The following is a 19,700-nucleotide window of genomic DNA, read 5'->3' on the forward strand; positions in this document are numbered from 1 at the left end:
TGATTTTGATCACTCAAGAGAAAGAAGTTTGAAGTGGGGAATTAATCTAACGTGCTCTGAATGATGGGTTGATCATTCTCCTTGGCGAGAAGTCGTTGCTGCTCGGCAGGGAAAGGTATCATCGCTAGCTGCTGCATAAATTGAGATTTCGTCGCTTCAAAGGCCACCAAATTCTCTTTTAAGATAGGCTCGGAAGGCGGGATTTTTTCATTGAGCCAATCTACTTGCTTACCGTTTTTCCAGAATCTAAAGCATAGATGTGGACCTGTAGCCAAGCCGGTGCTTCCAACGTAGCCAATTACTTGACCTTGCTTTACACGAGTTCCAGCCTTAACGCCTGATGCAATTTTAGACATATGGAGATATTGGGTGGTGTAAGTCCCGTTATGCTTAATTTTCACATAGTTGCCATTTCCACCATGATAGGTAGCATGCGTGACTGTACCATCTCCGACTGCTCGGATTTCGGTACCTCTAGCTGCTGCATAATCTGTACCCAGATGTGGTTTGTATCGTTTTTGAACAGGGTGAAATCTACGTAGATTATAGCGAGAGCTAATTCGTGTAAATTTCACTGGATCACGTAAAAAGGCTTTTTTCAAACTCTCTCCATTTTGATCGAAGAAGTTCCATTCACCATTTTGTTCAAATGGAATGGCGTGGTATTCTTGGCCTTTGTGCTCAAAAAGTGCTACCTGGATATCTTCAATCCCGACTACCTCCCCGTCAATAATCTTCTCTTTGTATACTACTTTATACTTATCGCCCTTTTGAAGACTTTGGAAGTCCACGGACCAACCATATAAGTCAGCAAATAAATCGATAAGCTCTGGAGAGACGTCTTGCTTCACCATATCCACATAAAGACTCGTTTGTATTAAACCTGCAACTTGTCTTTCACGAAGTTCAATAGGCTTTTCGACTTTGTAGATATCTCCATCATCCAAATGGAAAACGACAAATTCGGATGGATTAGGTTCGTAAATAAAATATTTTGCGACTGAAGAATCTTCAGGGGTAAGAACTACAAACTTTTGATTTGATCGGATCTTACGTACATCAAAAACTTCCTTGGATTTTTTTGCGATCAAATCGATAGTCTGAAATGAAACATTAAACGGACTCAAAATACTGGACAAAGTCTGATTTCTTTTGACCTGGCCCTCTACGATATTAAGGCCTTTAATATCTATGCCGTAGAGCAAATTTTCTGTACTATCGACCGCTACTACCTCTTCAAAATCTTTTGGGACTTCTTGCTCAACTTCCAAGGGGATGAAATAATAAAAAGAAACAATTGCTAAACTGGCAATGGTACCTAAGGCAATTCCTATCCACTTATTTTTCATTGGGCGTGTTAATTTTTAGTCTAAAGTTGATGAGTTTCGTTGGATAATTCTCAAAACGAAACTATTCGTGGTGATTGCTACAAAAATAGCGTTTTTTGGCAGTCAATATTTTGAATCAATCACTTTTTTTGGAGCAAATTTCATTCCTCCTTTCTGTATTGGGGAGGAAACATTCAAATCTCCCTCTTTTTTGTGTTGGGTCTTGCTCATTTGGTTATCTTTGCGACCTATTTAAAAATGAAATAAATGCTCAGAACGCACACGTGTGGCGAATTGCGCCTCGAAAATGTAGGAAATGAAGTGACCCTATCCGGATGGGTGCAGCGGGTAAGGAATAAGGGTGGCCTAGTATGGGTGGACCTCAGAGATAGATATGGATTGACGCAGTTGATATTTGAAGAAGGCTCTACAGATGAAGTCATTTTGGCCAAAGCCGCCTCACTTGGAAGAGAGTTTGTCGTACAAGCCAAAGGCACTGTCATCGAGCGAACTGCAAAAAATAAAAACATCCCAACGGGAGAGATTGAAATCAAGGTGACATCCATCGAAGTACTCAATCCAGCTAAACTTCCTCCATTTTTGATAGAAGACGAGACCGATGGGGGGGAAGAGCTGAGAATGAAATATAGATACTTGGATCTGCGAAGAAATGTGATTCGAGAAAAGCTTCAGCTTCGTCATCGAATGATGCAGGAGACGCGAAAATATATGGATTCCGCCGATTTTATTGAGGTGGAGACTCCCGTCCTAATAAAGTCTACTCCGGAAGGTGCTCGTGATTTCGTGGTGCCTAGCCGAGTAAATCAAGGTGAATTTTATGCATTGCCTCAATCCCCTCAGACCTTTAAGCAATTGCTCATGGTCAGTGGATTTGATCGGTATTTCCAGATCGTAAAGTGCTTCCGTGATGAGGACCTCAGAGCGGACAGACAACCTGAGTTCACACAAATAGACTGTGAAATGTCATTTGTGGAGCAAGAAGACATTCTGGATACATTTGAAGGATTAACCAGACATCTATTCAAAACTGTAAGAGGAGTAGAGCTTGAAGAAGTGAAGCGAATGACCTATACGGACGCTATGCGCTTTTATGGAAATGACAAACCAGATCTTCGGTTTGGGATGCGCTTCGAAGAGCTCAATGGACTGATGCAAGGTAAAGGTTTTGGAATTTTTGATCAGGCCGAAAAAATCCTTGGAATCTGTGCTGAAGGTGCCGCAGAGTACACAAGAAAGCAACTAGACGCCTTGACTGATTGGGTGAAAAGACCTCAGATTGGAGCAAAAGGACTTGTATACATTAAGTACAATGCGGACGGTTCATTGAAGTCTTCAGTAGATAAGTTCTATTCTTCAGAAGACTTACAAGCTGTAGCCAATCAATTTGGAGCCAAGCCCGGAGATTTGATCTTGATCTTGAGCGGTGATTCTGCTGCAGTAACCAAGCAAATGTCTGAGCTTCGATTAAAAATGGGAGATGATCTAGGGCTTCGGGATAAAAATATTTTCAAACCGCTTTGGGTTATCGATTTTCCCCTACTGGAATGGGACGAGGAAACTGGTCGATATCATGCGATGCATCATCCTTTCACTTCTCCAAAGAAAGAGGATATAGCCTTGCTAGAAACGGATCCGGGAGCTGTACGCGCCAATGCCTATGATTTGGTCATAAATGGTGTGGAAATCGGCGGAGGATCTATTCGTATCCATGACAAATCCACTCAAAGTATGATGTTTACTCATCTGGGCTTTACGCCTGAGGAAGCCAAGAAGCAATTTGGATTCTTACTCGATGCTTTTGAGTTTGGAGCACCTCCCCACGGCGGGATTGCCTTTGGTTTTGATCGTCTTTGTGCGATTTTTGGAGGGTCTGATTCTATTCGAGATTACATCGCCTTCCCAAAAAATAATTCTGGACGAGATGTGATGATTGACTCTCCAAGTACCATTGCAGAGGATCAACTCAAAGAGCTTTCGATCAAAGTAGAGATTGCAGAAAAAACAAAATGAGGCTTCGGCCTCATTTTTTTATTGGGTGCAATATGTGCGTTCGAATGCCCATGACGATCAATAGCTGGGCGGTGGTGTAAGTACCCATAATGAGCACATCCGCGTCTTTGTAAGTTTGAAAGTACTTATCCATGGCAATGATGGCATCGGAGATCACAAAAAGTGCACCTCCAATAAATACCTGCCAAAAAGAAGCTGGATGGCAATTGCCAAATCGGTCCTTGGCGGTGGTAAACATGCTTACAATAGCAATAATATAAATGGCAACCGGAATTTTCATCGCACCTAAATTTGGGCTGATCAGGTAAAAAATAAATGCTCCAAAGAAGTAGATGGGTAGATTGGTGAGGAAGACTCGGACAAAATTGACCCTTCCAAGCTTGTTGGGATTGAACTGGGCGACTTTAAATCCAATGATATAGCAGACCTGGGCTATAAAAAAGGACCCCAAACCATAGGTGAATAAGTCAGACCAAAGAAGAAGTACATCGCCTAGCCAAGAAAAAATCAACCCAGCTAAAATACTTTTGCTCAAAAGCGTGCCCGAAATGGGTTTGGAGAGCTGGTAGAAGTAGGCGATAAGGCCAATTAGGATCAGAGGTTTTGAGAAAAAACGAAGCTCTTCTTTTCTTTCTAAAATGAATGCAATATCCGCCAGTGTGGCAAAGAGAAAAACGTAAAGCCAGAGGATATTTTTTTTTGACAAAATTGATGGGTCAAGCGGTGATTATTTTTGTCGAATTAGGAGTGAATCTACAGAATAATTAAAACAAATTTCAGGGTATCAATGTAAAAATTTGAATTAGATAAAGCCCGAAAATTGACTGATAACAAAATTAAATTTTGAGAAAAGTGATATAACAGGAATTGAGGAAAATTATCTATTAGCTCCAATGTTAATTTAATGTTAAGTTTTAGAAAAACAGGTACAAAAAATTAATCTAAGTACTTCTGTTAAAAGATGTTAGAATATCTAAATTTGCCCCATCAATCAAAATCAATGTTTTAACCAACAAAAAATGAGAAAAAATCTACTCAAAACTTTGATTGTCACACTTTTCGCAATTTTCAGCGCAGAGGTGGCATTCTCACAGGGTGTGACCACGGCTAGTATCCAAGGGTCTGTCGTAGATGCAACTGGGGAACCTCTTCCTGGGGCTAACATCGTCGCAACGCACGAACCTTCTGGTACCCGTTACGGGGCTGTAAGTAACTTAGACGGCAGATTTGTACTTGCCAACATGCGTGTAGGTGGACCTTACACTGTTCGTATCTCCTTCGTAGGATTTGAAGAGCGAACTTATGATCAAATAGTTTTGGGACTAGGCCAAAACTATACAATCAATGCTGAATTGTCTGATGGCTTGGAGCTTGAGGCAGTAGAGATTGTCGCTAGCCAAGATGCTTTGATGAACTCTGATCGTACAGGTGCTTCTCTTAACTTGAACAACGAGCGAATCAATGCGCTTCCAACAGTAAACAGAAATATCAACGACTTTACCCGATTGACGCCTCAGTCTAACGGAACGTCTTTTGCCGGTACTTCTAGCCGATTCAACAACTACACCATTGACGGTAATATTTACAACAACAACTTCGGACTTGGTTCTGGTCAATTCGCCGGATCTAACCCAATCTCATTGGATGCGATTGAGGAAGTTCAGGTTAACTTGGCTCCATTTGATGTGAGACAGGCTGGTTTTACAGGTGCGTCTGTTAATGCGATTACTAAATCAGGTACCAACGAATTTTCAGGATCTGCTTACTATTTCTTCAGAAATGATCAAATGATCGGTGATAAGGTAGGCGATACAAGACTCACAGTAGGTGATTCTAAAAATGAAATTGCTGGTTTTAGAATCGGTGGTCCAATTCTTAAAAACAAGCTCTTTTTCTTCGTGTCTTATGAAGAAGAAACTGAGGCGGTTCCAAGCTTTACCAAGGTGGCTGCTCGTCCAGGACTTGAGCCAGACGGTTTGACAGTTTCTCGAGTTCCTGCTTCTGATCTTGATTTTGTACGTGAAAGCCTTAGCTCCATTTACGGTTACGAGACTGGACCATATGAGAATTATCCTTTCGCTTCTGAGCAAACAAGATTCAATGCTCGTTTGGATTGGAACATCAATGATAATCACAAGCTTTCTGTTCGTTACAACAACTATACTGCATTCACTGATGTACCTACCAATGGTAACTCTATTCGATTCATCAGTACCAGATATAGAAATACAAACCGTACTGGTATTGAAGCAATGAACTTCAGAAATACCAACTATACTAACGATAGAAATGTACAGTCTTGGGTAGCTGAATTGAACTCAAGAATAGGAACAAACATGTCTAACCAAATCAATATTGGTTACACTTCTATTACAGATCCTAAAAGAGGGGTTCCAGGTGGACAGGATTTTCCTTTCATAGAGGTTTTGGAGCCAGATGCTAGTGGCAACTTGCTTTACTACTTCTCTGTAGGTAACGAATTATTCACAGTGGGTAACCTTTTGGAGAATAACATCTTCAACTTCACAGATAACTTCTCTCTTTATAAGGGCAAGCACACTTACACTTTCGGTGTAAACTTTGAGTACATGACCTTTGATAATGCGTTCAACCCTGTATTCAACGGTTTCTACAGATTTACGAGCTATGATGATTTCGTAAATACAGTTATTGACAGAACCCCTGGTACTTATCCTACTGCATTCTCAAAGTCTTTCGCATTGGATGGTTCTACGACTCCTCCAACCGATCAAACTCGATTTGGACAAATCGGATTCTATGTACAGGACGAATATCAAATCACTCAGAACTTGAAAGTGACAGGTGGATTGAGAGTTGACTTCCCATTTTACCCAATCGATATCCCAAGCAACGAGCTTTTGGATGACTTGAACAAGACATTCGAAACTCCAAGCGGAACAATCACTCCAGACGTAGCAACATTCCCTAAAGTGAATCCACTTTGGTCTCCAAGAGTTGGTTTCAACTGGGATGCAAAAGGTGACAGAACGACCCAAGTAAGAGGTGGAACAGGTATCTTCTCTGGTAGAATTCCTTTCGTTTGGCTTTCAAACCAAGTGAATGGATCTGGAGTAGTTAGAGGTGGTCTTGGTTATGAATTTGAAGATGTAGAAGAAGCTTTCGGACCAAACTATGTGTTCAATCCTGATGTAACTTTTGGTAACCCAGAAAACCCAGGTCAGTCTCTCTCTAACGAATTGAACTTGACAGACAGAGAATTTAAGCTACCACAAGTTTGGAGAACCAATCTTGCAGTGGACCAAGTTCTTCCTTTCGGAATCGTGGGTACACTTGAATTCATCTATTCTCAGGATGTTTCTACTCCAATTGCTTACAATCCAGTTCTAAGAGATCCTGACGGAACTCTTGCTGGTCCAGATAGAAGACCTTTCTGGAATGGATCAAACTATTCCAATGACTCTGATTTCAGAAACGTGTTCTACTTGACAAACGCTCAGCAGAATGCAGATTACTACTCTATTACTGCACAGCTTCAGAAAGAATTCGACAACGGTTTCTATGTGATGGCTGCTTATACAAGATCTAGATCTAGAGATCTTGATGCTGCTGGTGGATCTCAAGCGATTTCGCTTTGGCCTGCTACAGTAGCTACAGATCGTAACAATCCTGAGTTAGGGTTTGCTGGTTTTGATATCCCAAATAGAGTGATCAGTACTTTGGCTTACCAGACAGATAACACTACTATCTCTTTGGTATATGAAGGATCTGATGCTGGAAGGTTTTCATACACTTACTCTGGAAACTTTGGAGATGCATCAAATCGCTTGATGTACATTCCAAATAATGCTAGCGAGTTGAACTTTGAAGAATTCAGCATTGGCGGGACTCCTGTCACTGCTGCCCAGCAAGCTGCATTACTCGATGCATATATTGATCAGGATGATTACCTAAGTGAAAACAGAGGGTCTATAGCTGAAAGAAATGGTGCATTGAGACCATGGGTAAATCGATTTGACTTGAGAATTACGGAGGATTTGGTTCTATCTAAAGACAAGAAAAATAGACTTCAGCTTTCTATCGATATCTTAAATATTGGAAACATGTTTAATTCTGAGTGGGGTATCCAAAAGTTTGCTTTCCAGGATAACTTGTTGAACTATAGAGGAAATAACGCTCAAGGTGAGCCAGTATATAGATTGAACACTGTACCAGGTACTTCTGATTTCCCAACTGAGACTTTCAGAAACACCACTTCTCTTGGTGATACTTGGAGAATGCAAGTTGGAGTTCGATACATATTCAACTAATATTCAAAAAATTATAGTATTAAAAAGCATCCCAAAAGGGATGCTTTTTTTATTTTGCGGGAAATTAACATTTGTAAACACCATGTCTTCAACCTTACGATTTAAAGTATTATTGCTAAATCTGGCGTCTTTAGCACTTTTTTTTACTGCAAACGCCCAAACAGATTCTCTAATTCTAAAAAATAAAAACATCATTGTCGGAGAAATCAAAAGCATGGATAAAGGAGTCCTCACTATTGAAACCGATTATTCTGATTCCGATTTTAAGGTTTCTTGGAGCGGGATCGATAAGATTTTTTCTAAAACTAAATTTTTGATCACTACTGAAGATGGAAGACGTTTTAACGGGACCATCAATTCTACAGAAGATGAAGTGGTGAGTATTGATACGTATGATCCGGAAGCTATTTTTCGGCTGAAAAAGAAACCTCTGGATAAGAAAACCGAAGTGAATCAAGGGATAGTCTCAATTCCAATAGATCAGGTAGTTTATCTGAATGCGCTAGATGAAGGGTTCTGGAGTAGACTTTCGGCCAGCATAGATTTAGGTTGGAGTGTGACAAAGGCAAACAATCTACGTCAGCTGAGCATCCGAAGTGGTGTGGGCTATTTGGCAGATCGATGGAAACTGTCCGCTTCTATAAACACCCTTAGCTCCAATCAAGACGAGGTCGATCCTACTAAAAGAACCGATGCTGATTTGACCTACAATTATTTTTTGCCCAAGGATTGGTATCTTTTATACAATATCACCTTTCTTTCCAATACAGAGCAGCTAATCAAGCTAAGAACTGGTAATAAGGTTGGTTTGGGTAAATATTTGGTTCATACAAACAAAACATATTTTGGATTTACAGCTGGGGTCAACTTTAATAATGAGGTCTACATTGAGGAGGAAGGCACTCCGCCAACTGATCCGCGTAGAACGGGGGAAGCTTTCATAGGCTCAGAGTTAAATCTTTACGATATCGGAGATTTGACTTTGTTCACCAATGTGGTAGCATATCCTAGCTTTTCCGAATCAGGAAGATTTAGAACTGACTTTAAATTGGATGTCAAGTATGAGTTTCTCTCAGATTTTTATGTCAAGCTAGGAACGACAGTGAACTATGACAACCGTCCAGTGGCTGGAGCCACCACGGTCGATTACGTTTTTCAGACCACAGTAGGTTGGAGCCTATGATAAGAAAACAAAATTGAGCTTCAATAATCAATTTTCAAGGAGTCTAGCCCTTATTTTGGTATTGTTCGGTGCATCCTTGACTTGGAGCAATATATTTGCTCAGGAAGTCAAGGATTCTTTACGAATGTCCAATGGAGATATCCTCGTAGGGCAAATCAAATCCATGGATAATGGGATTCTGGAAATAGATGTTCCTTATTCGAAAAAGAATATTGAATTAGATTGGAAGGAGGTAGTTTATTTTTCCTCCGATTTTGATGTAGTCCTTTCTTTGGAAAAAGAGATAAGGCTGCGTGGACTTCTCAGTTCCATATCTCCTGATTCTTTACGGTTTGTGGTTTTGGAGCCGATTAATGTTCCTAAAAGCCAAATTGACTCATTTCCAGACACGCTATATCTTCACAATACTGAAATTGTAGAAATTCAGGAAGTTGAAGAAAATGTATTTGATCGGATAAATGGGGAAATCAGTGTGGGGGTCAACCTTGCCCGGTCGAGCAGGCTGCGGCAATACTCTCTTAGGAGCAAAGCTGATTATTTATCAAATTGGTTTGGCGCCTCCGCAAATTTTAATGGAATTCGCTCTACCCAAACGGATAGTGAGCTTATTCAGAGATACGACGGAGGTTTGTCCTTCTTGGCACTTATCCGATATGAATGGTTTGCGATTACTAGGGTCAATTTTTTAAATAACTCAGAGCAACTCATAGACCTCAGATCAGATATTAAATTCGGAATTGGGAAATATCTAATCCGAAAATATCAAAGGACAGTATCCTTGCAGGCTGGAATAAATCTCAATTCGGAAAATTTTAAGGGTGACATACCTTCCAATCAATCTACAGAATTTGTATTAGGCAGTACAGTAGATTTATTTAATATGGGAGATTTCTCTCTGCAAGGAGTATTCCTGGGGTATGTAGGGTTGACAGAAAAGGGAAGGTTTCGATCAGATTCCAAATTTGACATCAATTATAAATTTTTTAATGACTTCTTTCTGAAACTGGGAACCACTATCAACTTTGACAATAAAGCTGCTGAGGATGCTCCAAATTTGGACTATGTGATTCAGACTACAATTGGCTGGAAATTCTAGTATTTCTAGAAATAATTACAAAAAACTGCCTGAATTTCTCCATTGATGGCTAAGATTTGCCTTCAGTGTGATTCCTTCATTTTTGAGACTAGGATAAAGTTAACTTTGTGATCCAGCAACTTTTGTGTTGCAGTCTTGGTTATATTCAGATGCTTTACTACAAAAAATTCCCGCATGAAGAAAGTACCGAATGGGTCGTGTTTATACATGGCGCAGGAGGCTCTTCGGCAGTCTGGTATAAGCAGCTCAAGGACTTCAAAAAGCATTTCAACTTGCTTCTGATTGACTTGAGAGGTCATGGCAAATCCACTGACCTTCCTCAAGCGATATATAATAAAGAATACACCTTTGAGGCTGTGACCCAGGACATCATCGATGTGCTTGACCATGCTCAGATTCCTAAAGCCCATTTTATGGGTGTATCACTAGGAACTATTCTTGCGAGACAGCTCGCCGAAATTCAACCCGAACGCGTGAAATCTTTGGTAATGGCCGGTGCTGTGACTCGTTTGACTATCAAATCTCAAGTTCTGGTCTTCCTCGGCAATACCTTCAAAAAGGTCATTCCCTATATGTGGCTGTACCAGCTATTTGCCTTTATCATTATGCCACGAAAGCAGCATAGTGAGTCGAGGAATCTTTTTATCCGTGAAGCGAAAAAGCTTTGTCAAAAAGAGTTTATCCGTTGGTTTAAACTGACGAAAGATATTAATCCCCTATTGAAATATTTCAAAGAATCCGACTTGGGTATACCAACACTTTATGTGATGGGAGACCAAGACATTATGTTTTTAGAACCGGTAAAAAACATAGTAAAAAAACACAAAGCTTCAGTTTTGGAGGTGTTGGAGAAGTGCGGACATGTAGTGAATGTGGAGCAACCCGAAAATTTCAATTCCTTATCTCTAAAATTTATCCAGCAGCAAGCTTAATCAGCCTAACACCACCTGTTCAGTATGAAAAAACAAACAAAATCGATCCTAATTGTAGGCATCATTTTAATTGTCGCAGCAGCATTTCTTTATCCGAGATGGGATAAGCGAAAGTCCAATTCAGCCCCTCCTCCGACAGTTCAATCCAATGCAGGTTTACCTGTGGATGTAGTAGAAATGAAGCGAGGCAACTTGAAAAATGAACTACAGGTTACTGGTACTATTTTGCCGAACGAAGTGGTGGATTTGCGCCCTGAGGTATCAGGTTTGGTTCGAAAAATCTCTTTTTCTGAAGGTCAATATGTATCCAAGGGTACACCCTTACTTTATCTCAATGATGATGAGCTTCAAGCCCAGTATCAGAAGCTTGAGTACACTCAGAAACTTTTTGAAAGTCAGGAAAATAGGCAAAAACAACTTTTAGCAAGAGAGGCGATTAGCCAAGAAGAGTATGATATCGTTTTGAATCAATACAACACCACACTTTCTGACCTTAAACTTGTGGAGGCGCAGATTCAAAAAACAGTTGTTCGTGCTCCTTTTAATGGTATTTTGGGACTGAGAATGGTCAGTGAAGGATCGGTGATTGGGACGGGTGACGTGATTGTCACGGTAGTAAATATGGACCCAATCAAAATTGAATTTTCGATCCCGGAGCGGTATGCAAATCTCGTGAAGTTAGGTTCCCCTGTTTATTTCTCAAGTGAGTCATCTCCTGAAGAGGTTGAGGGTACGGTATACGCCTATGAGCCACAAATTGACGCCGCTACCAGAACCTTGAAATTACGAGCTCAAAGTTCCAACAAGGAGGGTAAATTTTTACCTGGAATGTTTGTGAAGATTCGATTTGTTCTTGACGAAATAAATGACGCATTAATGGTCCCTTCTGAGTCAGTGATTCCTGAGCTCCAAGGGTATAAAGTTTTCGTGGTAGATGCAGAACAAAAGGCCCAAGAGCGAAAGGTGGAAATCGGTACCCGTACGGAGAGTGAAGTTCAGATTTTGAGCGGTCTCGAAGAAGGCGACTTGGTCTTGGCTACCGGTGTGCTCCAAGCTCGTACCGGCACTGCATTGGAAGTAACCAAAATCAATTGAAATGGCCAGCTTATCTAATTTAAGTATCAACCGCCCTGTATTGGCCATAGTGATGTCCATCATCATTGTGCTATTTGGGGTGATCGGGATTTCCCTTTTGGGAATTCGAGAGTATCCCAGTGTGGATCCTCCGGTGATTTCTGTACGGACGAGTTATGTAGGGGCCAATGCTGATGTAATTGAAGCCCAGATCACTGAGCCACTCGAGGAAGCCATCAATGGTATTCAGGGAATTAAATCCATGAATTCCACTAGTAACGACGGAACGAGTAGCATCACCGTGGAATTTGATGTCGGGGCGGACTTGGAGGCTGCTGCCAATGACGTGAGAGACAAAGTAGCCGGAGCACAAAGAAATCTTCCTCCTGACGCAGAACCTCCTGTGGTCTCTAAAGCTGATGCTGATTCCAATCCTATTGTTTATCTATCAGTGCAGAGTAATATCCGAAGCTTGCTCGAGGTCTCTTACCTTGCAGATAACATATTTAAGGAGCGGCTTCAGACCATTCCAGGGGTAAGTAGAATTCAAGTTTGGGGAGATAAAGAATACGCCATTCGACTTCGTATGGATCCATTGAAAATGGCTTCCTATGGAGTGACTCCACTCGATGTACTCCAAAAAGTACAAAGCGAAAACGTAGAATTGCCTTCAGGTAGAATTGAAGGTTCTACGATTGAGCTTTCGGTGAGAACCAAAAGCCGTTTGAGTACACCTATGGAATTCAACGATCTGATTATCAAAGAAGATCAAAACAATATTGTGAGATTCCAGGACATTGGAAAGGCTGAGCTTGCAGCTTTAAATGAGCGTACCATCTTGAAAAGCGACAATACCCCAATGGTAGTCGTTGTTTTGGTGCCTTTGCCTGGGTCCAACAACATCGAAATTGTTGATGAGTTTTACAGAAGAATCGCAAGTATTGAAAAGGATCTACCGGAGGATATCATTACTGAAGTCACGTATGACTCCACGAAGTATATCCGGAATTCAATAGCTGAGGTTCAGGAGACGATTATCATTGCCTTTTTCCTTGTAGTTGCTATTATTTTCTTATTCCTCCGTGATTGGCGTACTACCTTTATTCCTGTACTTACCATCCCGATATCTCTGATCGGAGTTTTCTTCATCATGTATTTGATGGATTTTTCGATCAATGTTTTGACCTTACTCGGTATCGTGCTATCCATTGGTCTAGTCGTGGATGACGCCATTGTAGTATTGGAAAATATATATACCCGAATAGAAAAAGGGGAGAAGCCTCTCGATGCTGCGGCGAAGGGTTCTGAAGAAATTTTCTTTGCAGTTATTGCTACCACAGTTGCTTTGGCAGCAGTATTCTTACCTGTAATCTTTTTGACTGGAACTACTGGACGACTATTTAAGGAATTTGGTATTGTCGTAGCAGGAGCGGTGATTATTTCTTCTTTTGTGGCATTGACCATGACGCCTATGCTTTCTTCTAAACTTCTGAAAAGAAGAGAAAAGCACAATGCCTTTTACAATTGGACTGAGCCAGGCTTCGTTTGGTTAAACAATCAATATGATAGGGTGCTCAGCAAGTTTATGAAAGTACGCTGGGTTGCGTTCTTAGTGATACTAGCTATGGGAGGAGGGATCTATTTGCTCATCAATAACATTCCGACCGAACTCGCGCCTGTAGAAGATCGTGGAGAAATACGTGTTGTAACCACGGGTCCGGAGGGTGCCACTTTTAATTACATGGAGCCTGTTTTGGATGAGCTAGTGACTGATTTGATGGAAGAGCTCCCCCAAGAGGAGCGTGTGAGAATGATCAGCGTAACCTCTCCAAGTTTCGGAACGGCCAGTGCCAATTCAGGATTTATCCGATTGATCTTAACAGACGCCGAGAAGCGAGAGCGAAGTCAGCAGCAGATTTACGATCAAATCAATCAAAAACTTAGGAAAATAACTACCGTAAGAGCCTTTGCCTCACAGGCCCAATCTATTGGTGATAGAAGAGGAGGACTTCCGGTTCAATATGTGATTCAGGCCCCAACTCTCGAGAAACTGAAGGAAGTGATTCCCACATTTATGGAGGAAGCTGGCAAAAGTCCAAAATTTATTTTCTCAGATATCAATTTGAAATTCACCAAGCCTGAGCTTGAAATCGAGATCGACAGACAAAAGGCCAGAAACGTGGGTGTCTCCGTCCAGGAGATCGCTCGTACGCTGCAGCTTTCTTATTCTGGACAGCGATTTGCCTATTTTATCCAAAATGGGAAGCAATATCAGGTGGTGGGTGAAATGCAACTTGCCGATCGAAACGAACCTGTAAATCTAAGAATGCTTTACGTGAGAGGTGACAATGGCCAACTCGTTCAGTTAGATAATCTCGTACGAGTGGTGGAAAAAAGTACTCCTCCTCAATTGTATAGATACAATAGATTTGTGAGTGCAACCGTTTCTGCAAGTTTGGCCGAAGGATTTACCATTGGAGATGGTCTGGACGAAATGGATCGAATTGCTGCAGAAGTACTGGATGATTCCTTCTCTACAGATGTGGCAGGTGCGTCAAAAGAATTCCGTGAGAGTTCTAACAGCTTGCTGTTCGCATTTCTATTTGCTTTGGTCTTGATCTATCTCGTGCTTTCTGCCCAGTTTGAAAGCTTCCGAGATCCATTGACCATCATGTTTACGGTACCATTGGCCCTTTTTGGTGCATTATTTACACTTTGGGCTTTTGATTACACCTTAAATATTTTCAGTCAGATTGGTATCATTATGCTGATCGGATTGGTGACCAAAAACGGTATCCTTATCGTTGAATTCGCCAATCAGCGGAAAGCCCAAGGAATGTCCATAGATGAAGCCATTTATGGAGCAGCTGTGGCGCGTTTCAGACCTATTTTGATGACGAGTTTATCTACCATTCTAGGTATTTTGCCCATTGCCTTAGCGCTAGGCGCAGGTGCAGAGAGCCGGGTACCTATGGGAGCTACCGTCATCGGTGGGTTGGCATTTGCCACTATCCTTACCCTATTTATCATTCCAGCTATTTACACTTATCTCACTTCCAAAGAAGCAAGATTAGCCCGTATATAATGAAGAAAATCCCTTTAGCCATCCTTTCCTTTTTGTTTGCCACCTTCTCTTTGGTGGCTCAAGACCAAGAGGCATTAAATCTCGAAAAAGCCATACAGCTTGGATTAGAGAATAATTTTGAAGTAAAAATCGCGGTGGAGAATATCTCCCTTACTGACTATGATCTAAAAATTGGCGTTGGAGATCTGTTTATGCCATCCCTAGACGCGACTTATTCGCGCTCATTTGGTACAGAAGACGTCGAGCAGACTTTTATCAATGATCCAGAACCAAGGGTGATTGATGGAGCAAAGTCTCGTACGGAAAACTTCACCATGGCTGCGATTTATGGGTTTCGACCTGAGAGCTTTGTGGTGATGAAGCGATTGGGACAACTCAACGAAATCAGTGAGCTCGATGCAAAAGTGATCATTGAGAATACAGTAGCTAACATTTCTTCGGCCTACTATCGTCTCGTTTTGGAGCTGCAGCGCTACCAAGTTCTTGAAAGAACTCTAGAACTAAGCCAGTCTAGATTGGATATTGCTCAGGCTCAATATGAATTGGGAGGTGCAGGTAGACGAGATTTCTTGACTGCCGAGGTGGATTATTACTCAGATTTGACCTTGCTTACGGCGCAGGAGCAAGTCATCAATAACGCTAGAGTTAATCTTAATCAGCTCATGGCACTCGGACCAGAAAATGACTTCGCGGTCAAGGACACAATTCTTATTGGTGAGCCACTAAACCTAATGGAGCTGCAGGAAAATGCCTTTGTTGAGAATAAGCAACTGCTCATTATCCAGAGACAAGAAAATGTGGCCTACCTTCAGGAGAAAGAATTGCGTACATCAAGATTGCCAGTCTTGAACTTAAACGGGAGCTACGTAAATAACACCTTCAATTCAGATGCGGGCTTCTTGATCCAAAATCAAAGACAAGGATTCAATTTTGGAGGAAATGTCACGGTAAACCTATTCAGTGGACTTACGCTGAATCGAAGAATTCAAAGTGCAAAGGTGCAGCAGAAAATCACCCAATATGCCTTGGATCAATATGAGGTTCAATTGAGTTCGGATATTCAACGGTCCTTTAATACCTATGAGACCAATAAGGCATTATTGGAAATCGAGAAGAAGAACTACGAAGTGGCCAAAGAAAACACGGAGCTCGCTTTGGAACGATTTAGATTGGGTATTTCGTCTTATCTGGAATTTAGAGATGCCCAGGTCAATCTTCTGAGTGCAGAAAACCGTCTGATTACCTCCATCTTTAATATCAAAGAACAGGAGATCGAATTGATGCGTCTGTCGGGAAAAATATTTTTTGCAAACAGTTTCGAGCCTTTGGATGGTGTCCTTGCTAATTGATCACCTTCCTTTCAAACCATCTTAAAAGAACTTAACAAAAAAGCTTTGGCATAGCATTTGTCTAAAGGGAACGTCGTACCATCCTGAATCTGAGGGTTCTACTGAATGAGAAGATCGTTTTCTTTATTTATCACCCTTTCCGTGGTGCTCCTTTTTGGTGTGCAATGCACCTTTTTGGAGAAGCATTTCGGGAATACTTTTAAGGAAGATAAATACATTTTGGATCTCGCAGGGATTCAAAAAAGAGGTGTAATTCGCGCTGCTGTGGACAATAATTCCACTGGCTACTACATCTATAGAGGCAGAAGAATGGGCTATGAATACGAGCTCCTTCGTGATTTTGCCAAGCGACTCGACGTGGTCTTAGACGTGGTTTTAGTCTCTGATATTCAAGATGCATTTACCAAACTTGAGAATGGAAGCGTAGATATCATTGCCATTAATCTGGAAAAAACTCCTGACCGAATGGAATCAGTAAGTTTTAGCATTCCTCTGGGTAAAATGAATACAGTTCTGGTTGGACTGAAAGAAAATGGGAAAGTGACGGATTGGAAAGATTTGGAGGGCGATACAATTTATGTTCGAGAAAATTCAGCTTATGCATATCAACTTCTTTCTCTCCGTGATTCCTTAGGTCTTAATTTTATTGTCCGCGAGGACCAAAGGCATGAGGAATCGCTCATTGATGCGGTCGTAGAAAAAGAAATTTCTTGGACCATGGCAGATCAAAATGTAGCCAAGGCCAATACGACGTACTACGATGGATTAGATATTTCTTGGGTAGTTCAAGAGGCGGGCGAAGTTTCATGGGTAACTCGAGACAATTCGCCTAAACTACTCGAAACTCTTAATGAATGGCTGGAAGATAAGCACAAGAGGTTTATTCCAGATCTTTATGCCAAGTACTTTCTAAACCCTAAAAACGGGTATTTCCGAAGCAATAGTCCTTTTTCTTCTATCGCTGGAAGTAAAATTTCCCAATACGATGAGCTCATCAAAAACGGCGCAGAGTATTTAGGCTGGGATTGGAGATTGCTTTCCTCCCTCGTTTACAAAGAGTCTCGATTTGATACCTCAGCTACTTCCTATGCCGGTGCTCGTGGTCTTTTGCAACTGATGCCTGTGACACTAGAGCGATTCGGAGTGACCAATCCAAATGATCCCGAGCAGTCCTTGCTGGGTGGGGTTAAATATTTGGGCTATTTGGATAAGTTTTGGATGAGTAGAGTTCCCGATCCCAACGAACGTCTCAAATTCATCTTAGCGTCCTACAATGTAGGTCATGGCCATGTGGAGGATGCATGGAGGCTTACTTTGAAATATGGAAAAGACACCCAGAGTTGGGAAGATGTAAGTGAGTTTTTGGAGCTGAAAAGCGACCCAGAATACTATAAAGATCCCATCGTCAAAAGTGGCTTTGCCAAAGGGCATTTAGCCGTGGCTTACGTGAAGGATGTCTTAAGTATTTTTGAGGCGTATAAAGCCCTAGTTTCCGCTTAGTCTTCCACAAGCTCAAACATTGCCTCGATTTCTACTGGAATCCGATCAGGTAATGAACCCATTCCCACAGCAGAGCGTACGCCAACGCCGTTTTCAGGACCCCAAACGGCCGAAAAGAGTTCACTGCAACCATTGATCACATAGGGATGCTTGCCGAATTCAGGCACAGCGTATACCATCCCGAGTACTTTGATCACCCGCTTCACTTTATCAAGTGAGCCTAGGTTTGCCTTGATGGTGGAAAGCATAGCAAGACCCACTTGCCGAGCCGCAAGTTTAGCCTCTTCTAGATCTAGATCTTCGCCGACCTTTCCGATGATCAAGGAGCCATCCGTCTGCACAGTGCCATGACCGGAGAGATAGAGGTATTTTCCATCGCGTAGACAAGGTTTGTACACCCCAAGTGGCTTGGGAGGTGGAGGGAGGACTAGTCCAAGGGACTCAAAGTTACTTTCTGCTGTTGCCATAGTTTTTATATCACTAAATCTAAAATAAGTACGCCAATTAATCCGAAAACTGCTACCAGAGTTTCCATCACTGACCAAGTTTTGATCGTGTCCTTGATGCTCACATTGAAGTATTCTTTATACATCCAAAATCCCGCATCATTGAAGTGAGAAAACATCAGGCTTCCTGCTCCGATGGAAAGTACGAGCAGATTGGGGTCTACATTCATGGTGGTGACCAAGGGCGCAATAATTCCTGCTGTAGTCAGTCCGGCTACCGTAGCAGAACCAACACAAACACGGATAATTGCTGTAATCAGCCATGCTAAAATAAGCGGGTGCATCTGCCAGGTACTTAAACCTTCTGCAATGACTTGGCTTACTCCGGTATCCGTAAAGACCTGCTTGAGCGCCCCAGCTCCAGCCACGATCAGGAGAATCATAGCGATATCCTTGGTGGCTACGGTATAGATCTCCATAATTTCAGGCATGCGATAGCCCCGCTTGAGTCCAAGTGAAAAAGTGGCTACCAATACCGAAACCAACATCACAATAGCCGGATCGGCAATAAAACTTACCAAAGGACGAAGAGGACTCTCCTCTGCGGTCGAAAAGCTCAACAGGGTGGTGCCCACCAGAAGAAAAACTGGCAAAAGGGCGGTAAAAAAGCTATTGCCGATGGAAGGGAGTTCGGACTCGGGGCGAACCTCCGCCTGGAAAGTTGCCAAAGGCTTGGCTTCGATTTTTTTTAAAGTTCGGGCGAAAATGGGCCCTGCAATAATTACGGTAGGAATCGTAATCACCATCCCATAAAATAAGGTCAGCCCCATATTGGCATCAAACTGGGCCACAAGTGCCGCGGGAGAGGGGTGAGGAGGGAGGAAGCCATGTGTCACCGAGAGTGCTGCCAAAAGTGGAATCCCCACATAGACTACGGGCAGCTTGTACTGATAGGCCAGGGTAAAAGCCAAGGGCACCAAAAGCACAAAGCCCACATTATAAAAGAGTGGAATGCCCACCACCAGACCGGTCAGCGACATGGCCCAGGTGATGTACTTTTCCCCAAAGATATTCATCAGAAAACCCGCAATACGCTGCGCTGCCCCGCTTTCGGCAACGAGCTTGCCGAGCATGGCCCCAGTCACGATCACGATCACCAGATCCCCGAGCAGTACGCCCATTCCAGTCTGCACCGACTTGGCGATCTGATCCAGCGGGAGTCCGAGGAAAAATCCGGCACAGATCGAGGCGATCAAAAAGGCCAAAAAAGGATTGATCTTGGCCCAAACAATCAGTAGCACCAAAATCAAAATACTGAGCAATACCAGCAAAATGGTCATAGGATGGAGGCAGGTTTAACTTCCAAGATAGGGAAATATGAAAAAGG

Annotated in this window: 13 protein-coding genes; 9 read left to right on the forward strand and 4 right to left on the reverse strand. The window is 42.1% G+C overall.

Annotated elements, in window-relative coordinates; genetic code table 11:
* Positions 1 to 41: 41 nt before the first annotated feature.
* Positions 42 to 1,349: a peptidoglycan DD-metalloendopeptidase family protein gene (locus tag ACFOSV_RS01840; RefSeq protein WP_377902801.1), complete on the reverse strand. Its 1,308-nt coding sequence runs from the start codon at positions 1,347 to 1,349 to the stop codon at positions 42 to 44.
* A 246-nt stretch (positions 1,350 to 1,595) separates the two neighbouring features.
* Between ACFOSV_RS01840 and aspS the strand changes: the two genes are divergently transcribed.
* Positions 1,596 to 3,359, forward strand: a complete 1,764-nt coding sequence (aspS, locus tag ACFOSV_RS01845) for an aspartate--tRNA ligase (protein WP_377902803.1) — start codon at positions 1,596 to 1,598, stop codon at positions 3,357 to 3,359.
* Positions 3,360 to 3,369: 10 nt separating this feature from the next.
* On the opposite strand, the gene ACFOSV_RS01850 is transcribed toward aspS, so the two are convergent.
* Positions 3,370 to 4,065: a lysoplasmalogenase gene (locus ACFOSV_RS01850; RefSeq protein WP_377902805.1), complete on the reverse strand. Its 696-nt coding sequence runs from the start codon at positions 4,063 to 4,065 to the stop codon at positions 3,370 to 3,372.
* Between the two features lie 313 nt (positions 4,066 to 4,378).
* On the opposite strand from ACFOSV_RS01850, the gene ACFOSV_RS01855 reads away from it, so the two are divergent.
* From ACFOSV_RS01855 to ACFOSV_RS01890, 8 genes are all read left to right on the forward strand, one after another.
* Positions 4,379 to 7,648: a TonB-dependent receptor gene (locus tag ACFOSV_RS01855; RefSeq protein WP_377902807.1), complete on the forward strand. Its 3,270-nt coding sequence runs from the start codon at positions 4,379 to 4,381 to the stop codon at positions 7,646 to 7,648.
* Positions 7,649 to 7,730: 82 nt separating this feature from the next.
* Complete coding sequence (locus ACFOSV_RS01860; protein WP_377902809.1) at positions 7,731 to 8,831, forward strand: DUF481 domain-containing protein; 1,101 nt, start codon at positions 7,731 to 7,733, stop codon at positions 8,829 to 8,831.
* Positions 8,832 to 8,844: 13 nt separating this feature from the next.
* Entirely contained in the window at positions 8,845 to 9,927 is a 1,083-nt protein-coding gene (locus tag ACFOSV_RS01865) for a DUF481 domain-containing protein (protein WP_377902811.1), read from the forward strand.
* Between the two features lie 149 nt (positions 9,928 to 10,076).
* A complete protein-coding gene (locus tag ACFOSV_RS01870; protein WP_377902813.1) occupies positions 10,077 to 10,859 on the forward strand; it encodes an alpha/beta fold hydrolase in 783 nt (260 codons plus the stop codon).
* Positions 10,860 to 10,883: 24 nt separating this feature from the next.
* Entirely contained in the window at positions 10,884 to 11,954 is a 1,071-nt protein-coding gene (locus ACFOSV_RS01875; RefSeq protein ID WP_377902815.1) for an efflux RND transporter periplasmic adaptor subunit, read from the forward strand.
* Position 11,955: 1 nt separating this feature from the next.
* Positions 11,956 to 15,018, forward strand: coding sequence for an efflux RND transporter permease subunit (locus tag ACFOSV_RS01880; protein ID WP_377902817.1), 3,063 nt, complete (start codon positions 11,956 to 11,958; stop codon positions 15,016 to 15,018).
* Positions 15,018 to 16,367: a TolC family protein gene (locus tag ACFOSV_RS01885; RefSeq protein ID WP_377902819.1), complete on the forward strand. Its 1,350-nt coding sequence runs from the start codon at positions 15,018 to 15,020 to the stop codon at positions 16,365 to 16,367. The genes ACFOSV_RS01880 and ACFOSV_RS01885 overlap by 1 nt, the downstream gene beginning before the upstream one ends.
* Positions 16,368 to 16,472: 105 nt before the next feature.
* Positions 16,473 to 17,867 (forward strand): MltF family protein, encoded by a 1,395-nt coding sequence (locus ACFOSV_RS01890; RefSeq protein ID WP_377902821.1) that lies wholly within the window; start codon positions 16,473 to 16,475, stop codon positions 17,865 to 17,867.
* Here the strand turns inward: ACFOSV_RS01890 and ACFOSV_RS01895 are convergent.
* Both ACFOSV_RS01895 and ACFOSV_RS01900 read right to left on the reverse strand, forming a co-directional pair.
* Positions 17,864 to 18,334, reverse strand: coding sequence for a RidA family protein (locus tag ACFOSV_RS01895; RefSeq protein ID WP_377902823.1), 471 nt, complete (start codon positions 18,332 to 18,334; stop codon positions 17,864 to 17,866). The two genes, ACFOSV_RS01890 and ACFOSV_RS01895, sit on opposite strands and share 4 nt — an antisense overlap.
* Before the next feature lie 5 nt (positions 18,335 to 18,339).
* Positions 18,340 to 19,653: a gluconate:H+ symporter gene (locus ACFOSV_RS01900; protein ID WP_377902825.1), complete on the reverse strand. Its 1,314-nt coding sequence runs from the start codon at positions 19,651 to 19,653 to the stop codon at positions 18,340 to 18,342.
* Between the last annotated feature and the right edge of the window lie 47 nt (positions 19,654 to 19,700).

Source organism: Algoriphagus namhaensis, assembly GCF_042649705.1.
In the GTDB taxonomy this organism is placed as follows: Bacteria; Bacteroidota; Bacteroidia; order Cytophagales; family Cyclobacteriaceae; genus Algoriphagus; species Algoriphagus namhaensis.

Excerpts from the sequence above, each read along its gene's own strand:
- ACFOSV_RS01840 (WP_377902801.1), bottom strand. The coding sequence starts at position 1,349 with ATGAAAAATAAGTGGATAGGAATTGCCTTAGGTACCATTGCCAGTTTA.
- aspS (WP_377902803.1), top strand. The coding sequence starts at position 1,596 with ATGCTCAGAACGCACACGTGTGGCGAATTGCGCCTCGAAAATGTAGGA.
- ACFOSV_RS01855 (WP_377902807.1), top strand. The coding sequence starts at position 4,379 with ATGAGAAAAAATCTACTCAAAACTTTGATTGTCACACTTTTCGCAATT.
- ACFOSV_RS01860 (WP_377902809.1), top strand. The coding sequence starts at position 7,731 with ATGTCTTCAACCTTACGATTTAAAGTATTATTGCTAAATCTGGCGTCT.
- ACFOSV_RS01870 (WP_377902813.1), top strand. The coding sequence starts at position 10,077 with ATGCTTTACTACAAAAAATTCCCGCATGAAGAAAGTACCGAATGGGTC.
- ACFOSV_RS01875 (WP_377902815.1), top strand. The coding sequence starts at position 10,884 with ATGAAAAAACAAACAAAATCGATCCTAATTGTAGGCATCATTTTAATT.
- ACFOSV_RS01880 (WP_377902817.1), top strand. The coding sequence starts at position 11,956 with ATGGCCAGCTTATCTAATTTAAGTATCAACCGCCCTGTATTGGCCATA.
- ACFOSV_RS01885 (WP_377902819.1), top strand. The coding sequence starts at position 15,018 with ATGAAGAAAATCCCTTTAGCCATCCTTTCCTTTTTGTTTGCCACCTTC.
- ACFOSV_RS01890 (WP_377902821.1), top strand. The coding sequence starts at position 16,473 with ATGAGAAGATCGTTTTCTTTATTTATCACCCTTTCCGTGGTGCTCCTT.
- ACFOSV_RS01895 (WP_377902823.1), bottom strand. The coding sequence starts at position 18,334 with ATGGCAACAGCAGAAAGTAACTTTGAGTCCCTTGGACTAGTCCTCCCT.
- ACFOSV_RS01900 (WP_377902825.1), bottom strand. The coding sequence starts at position 19,653 with ATGACCATTTTGCTGGTATTGCTCAGTATTTTGATTTTGGTGCTACTG.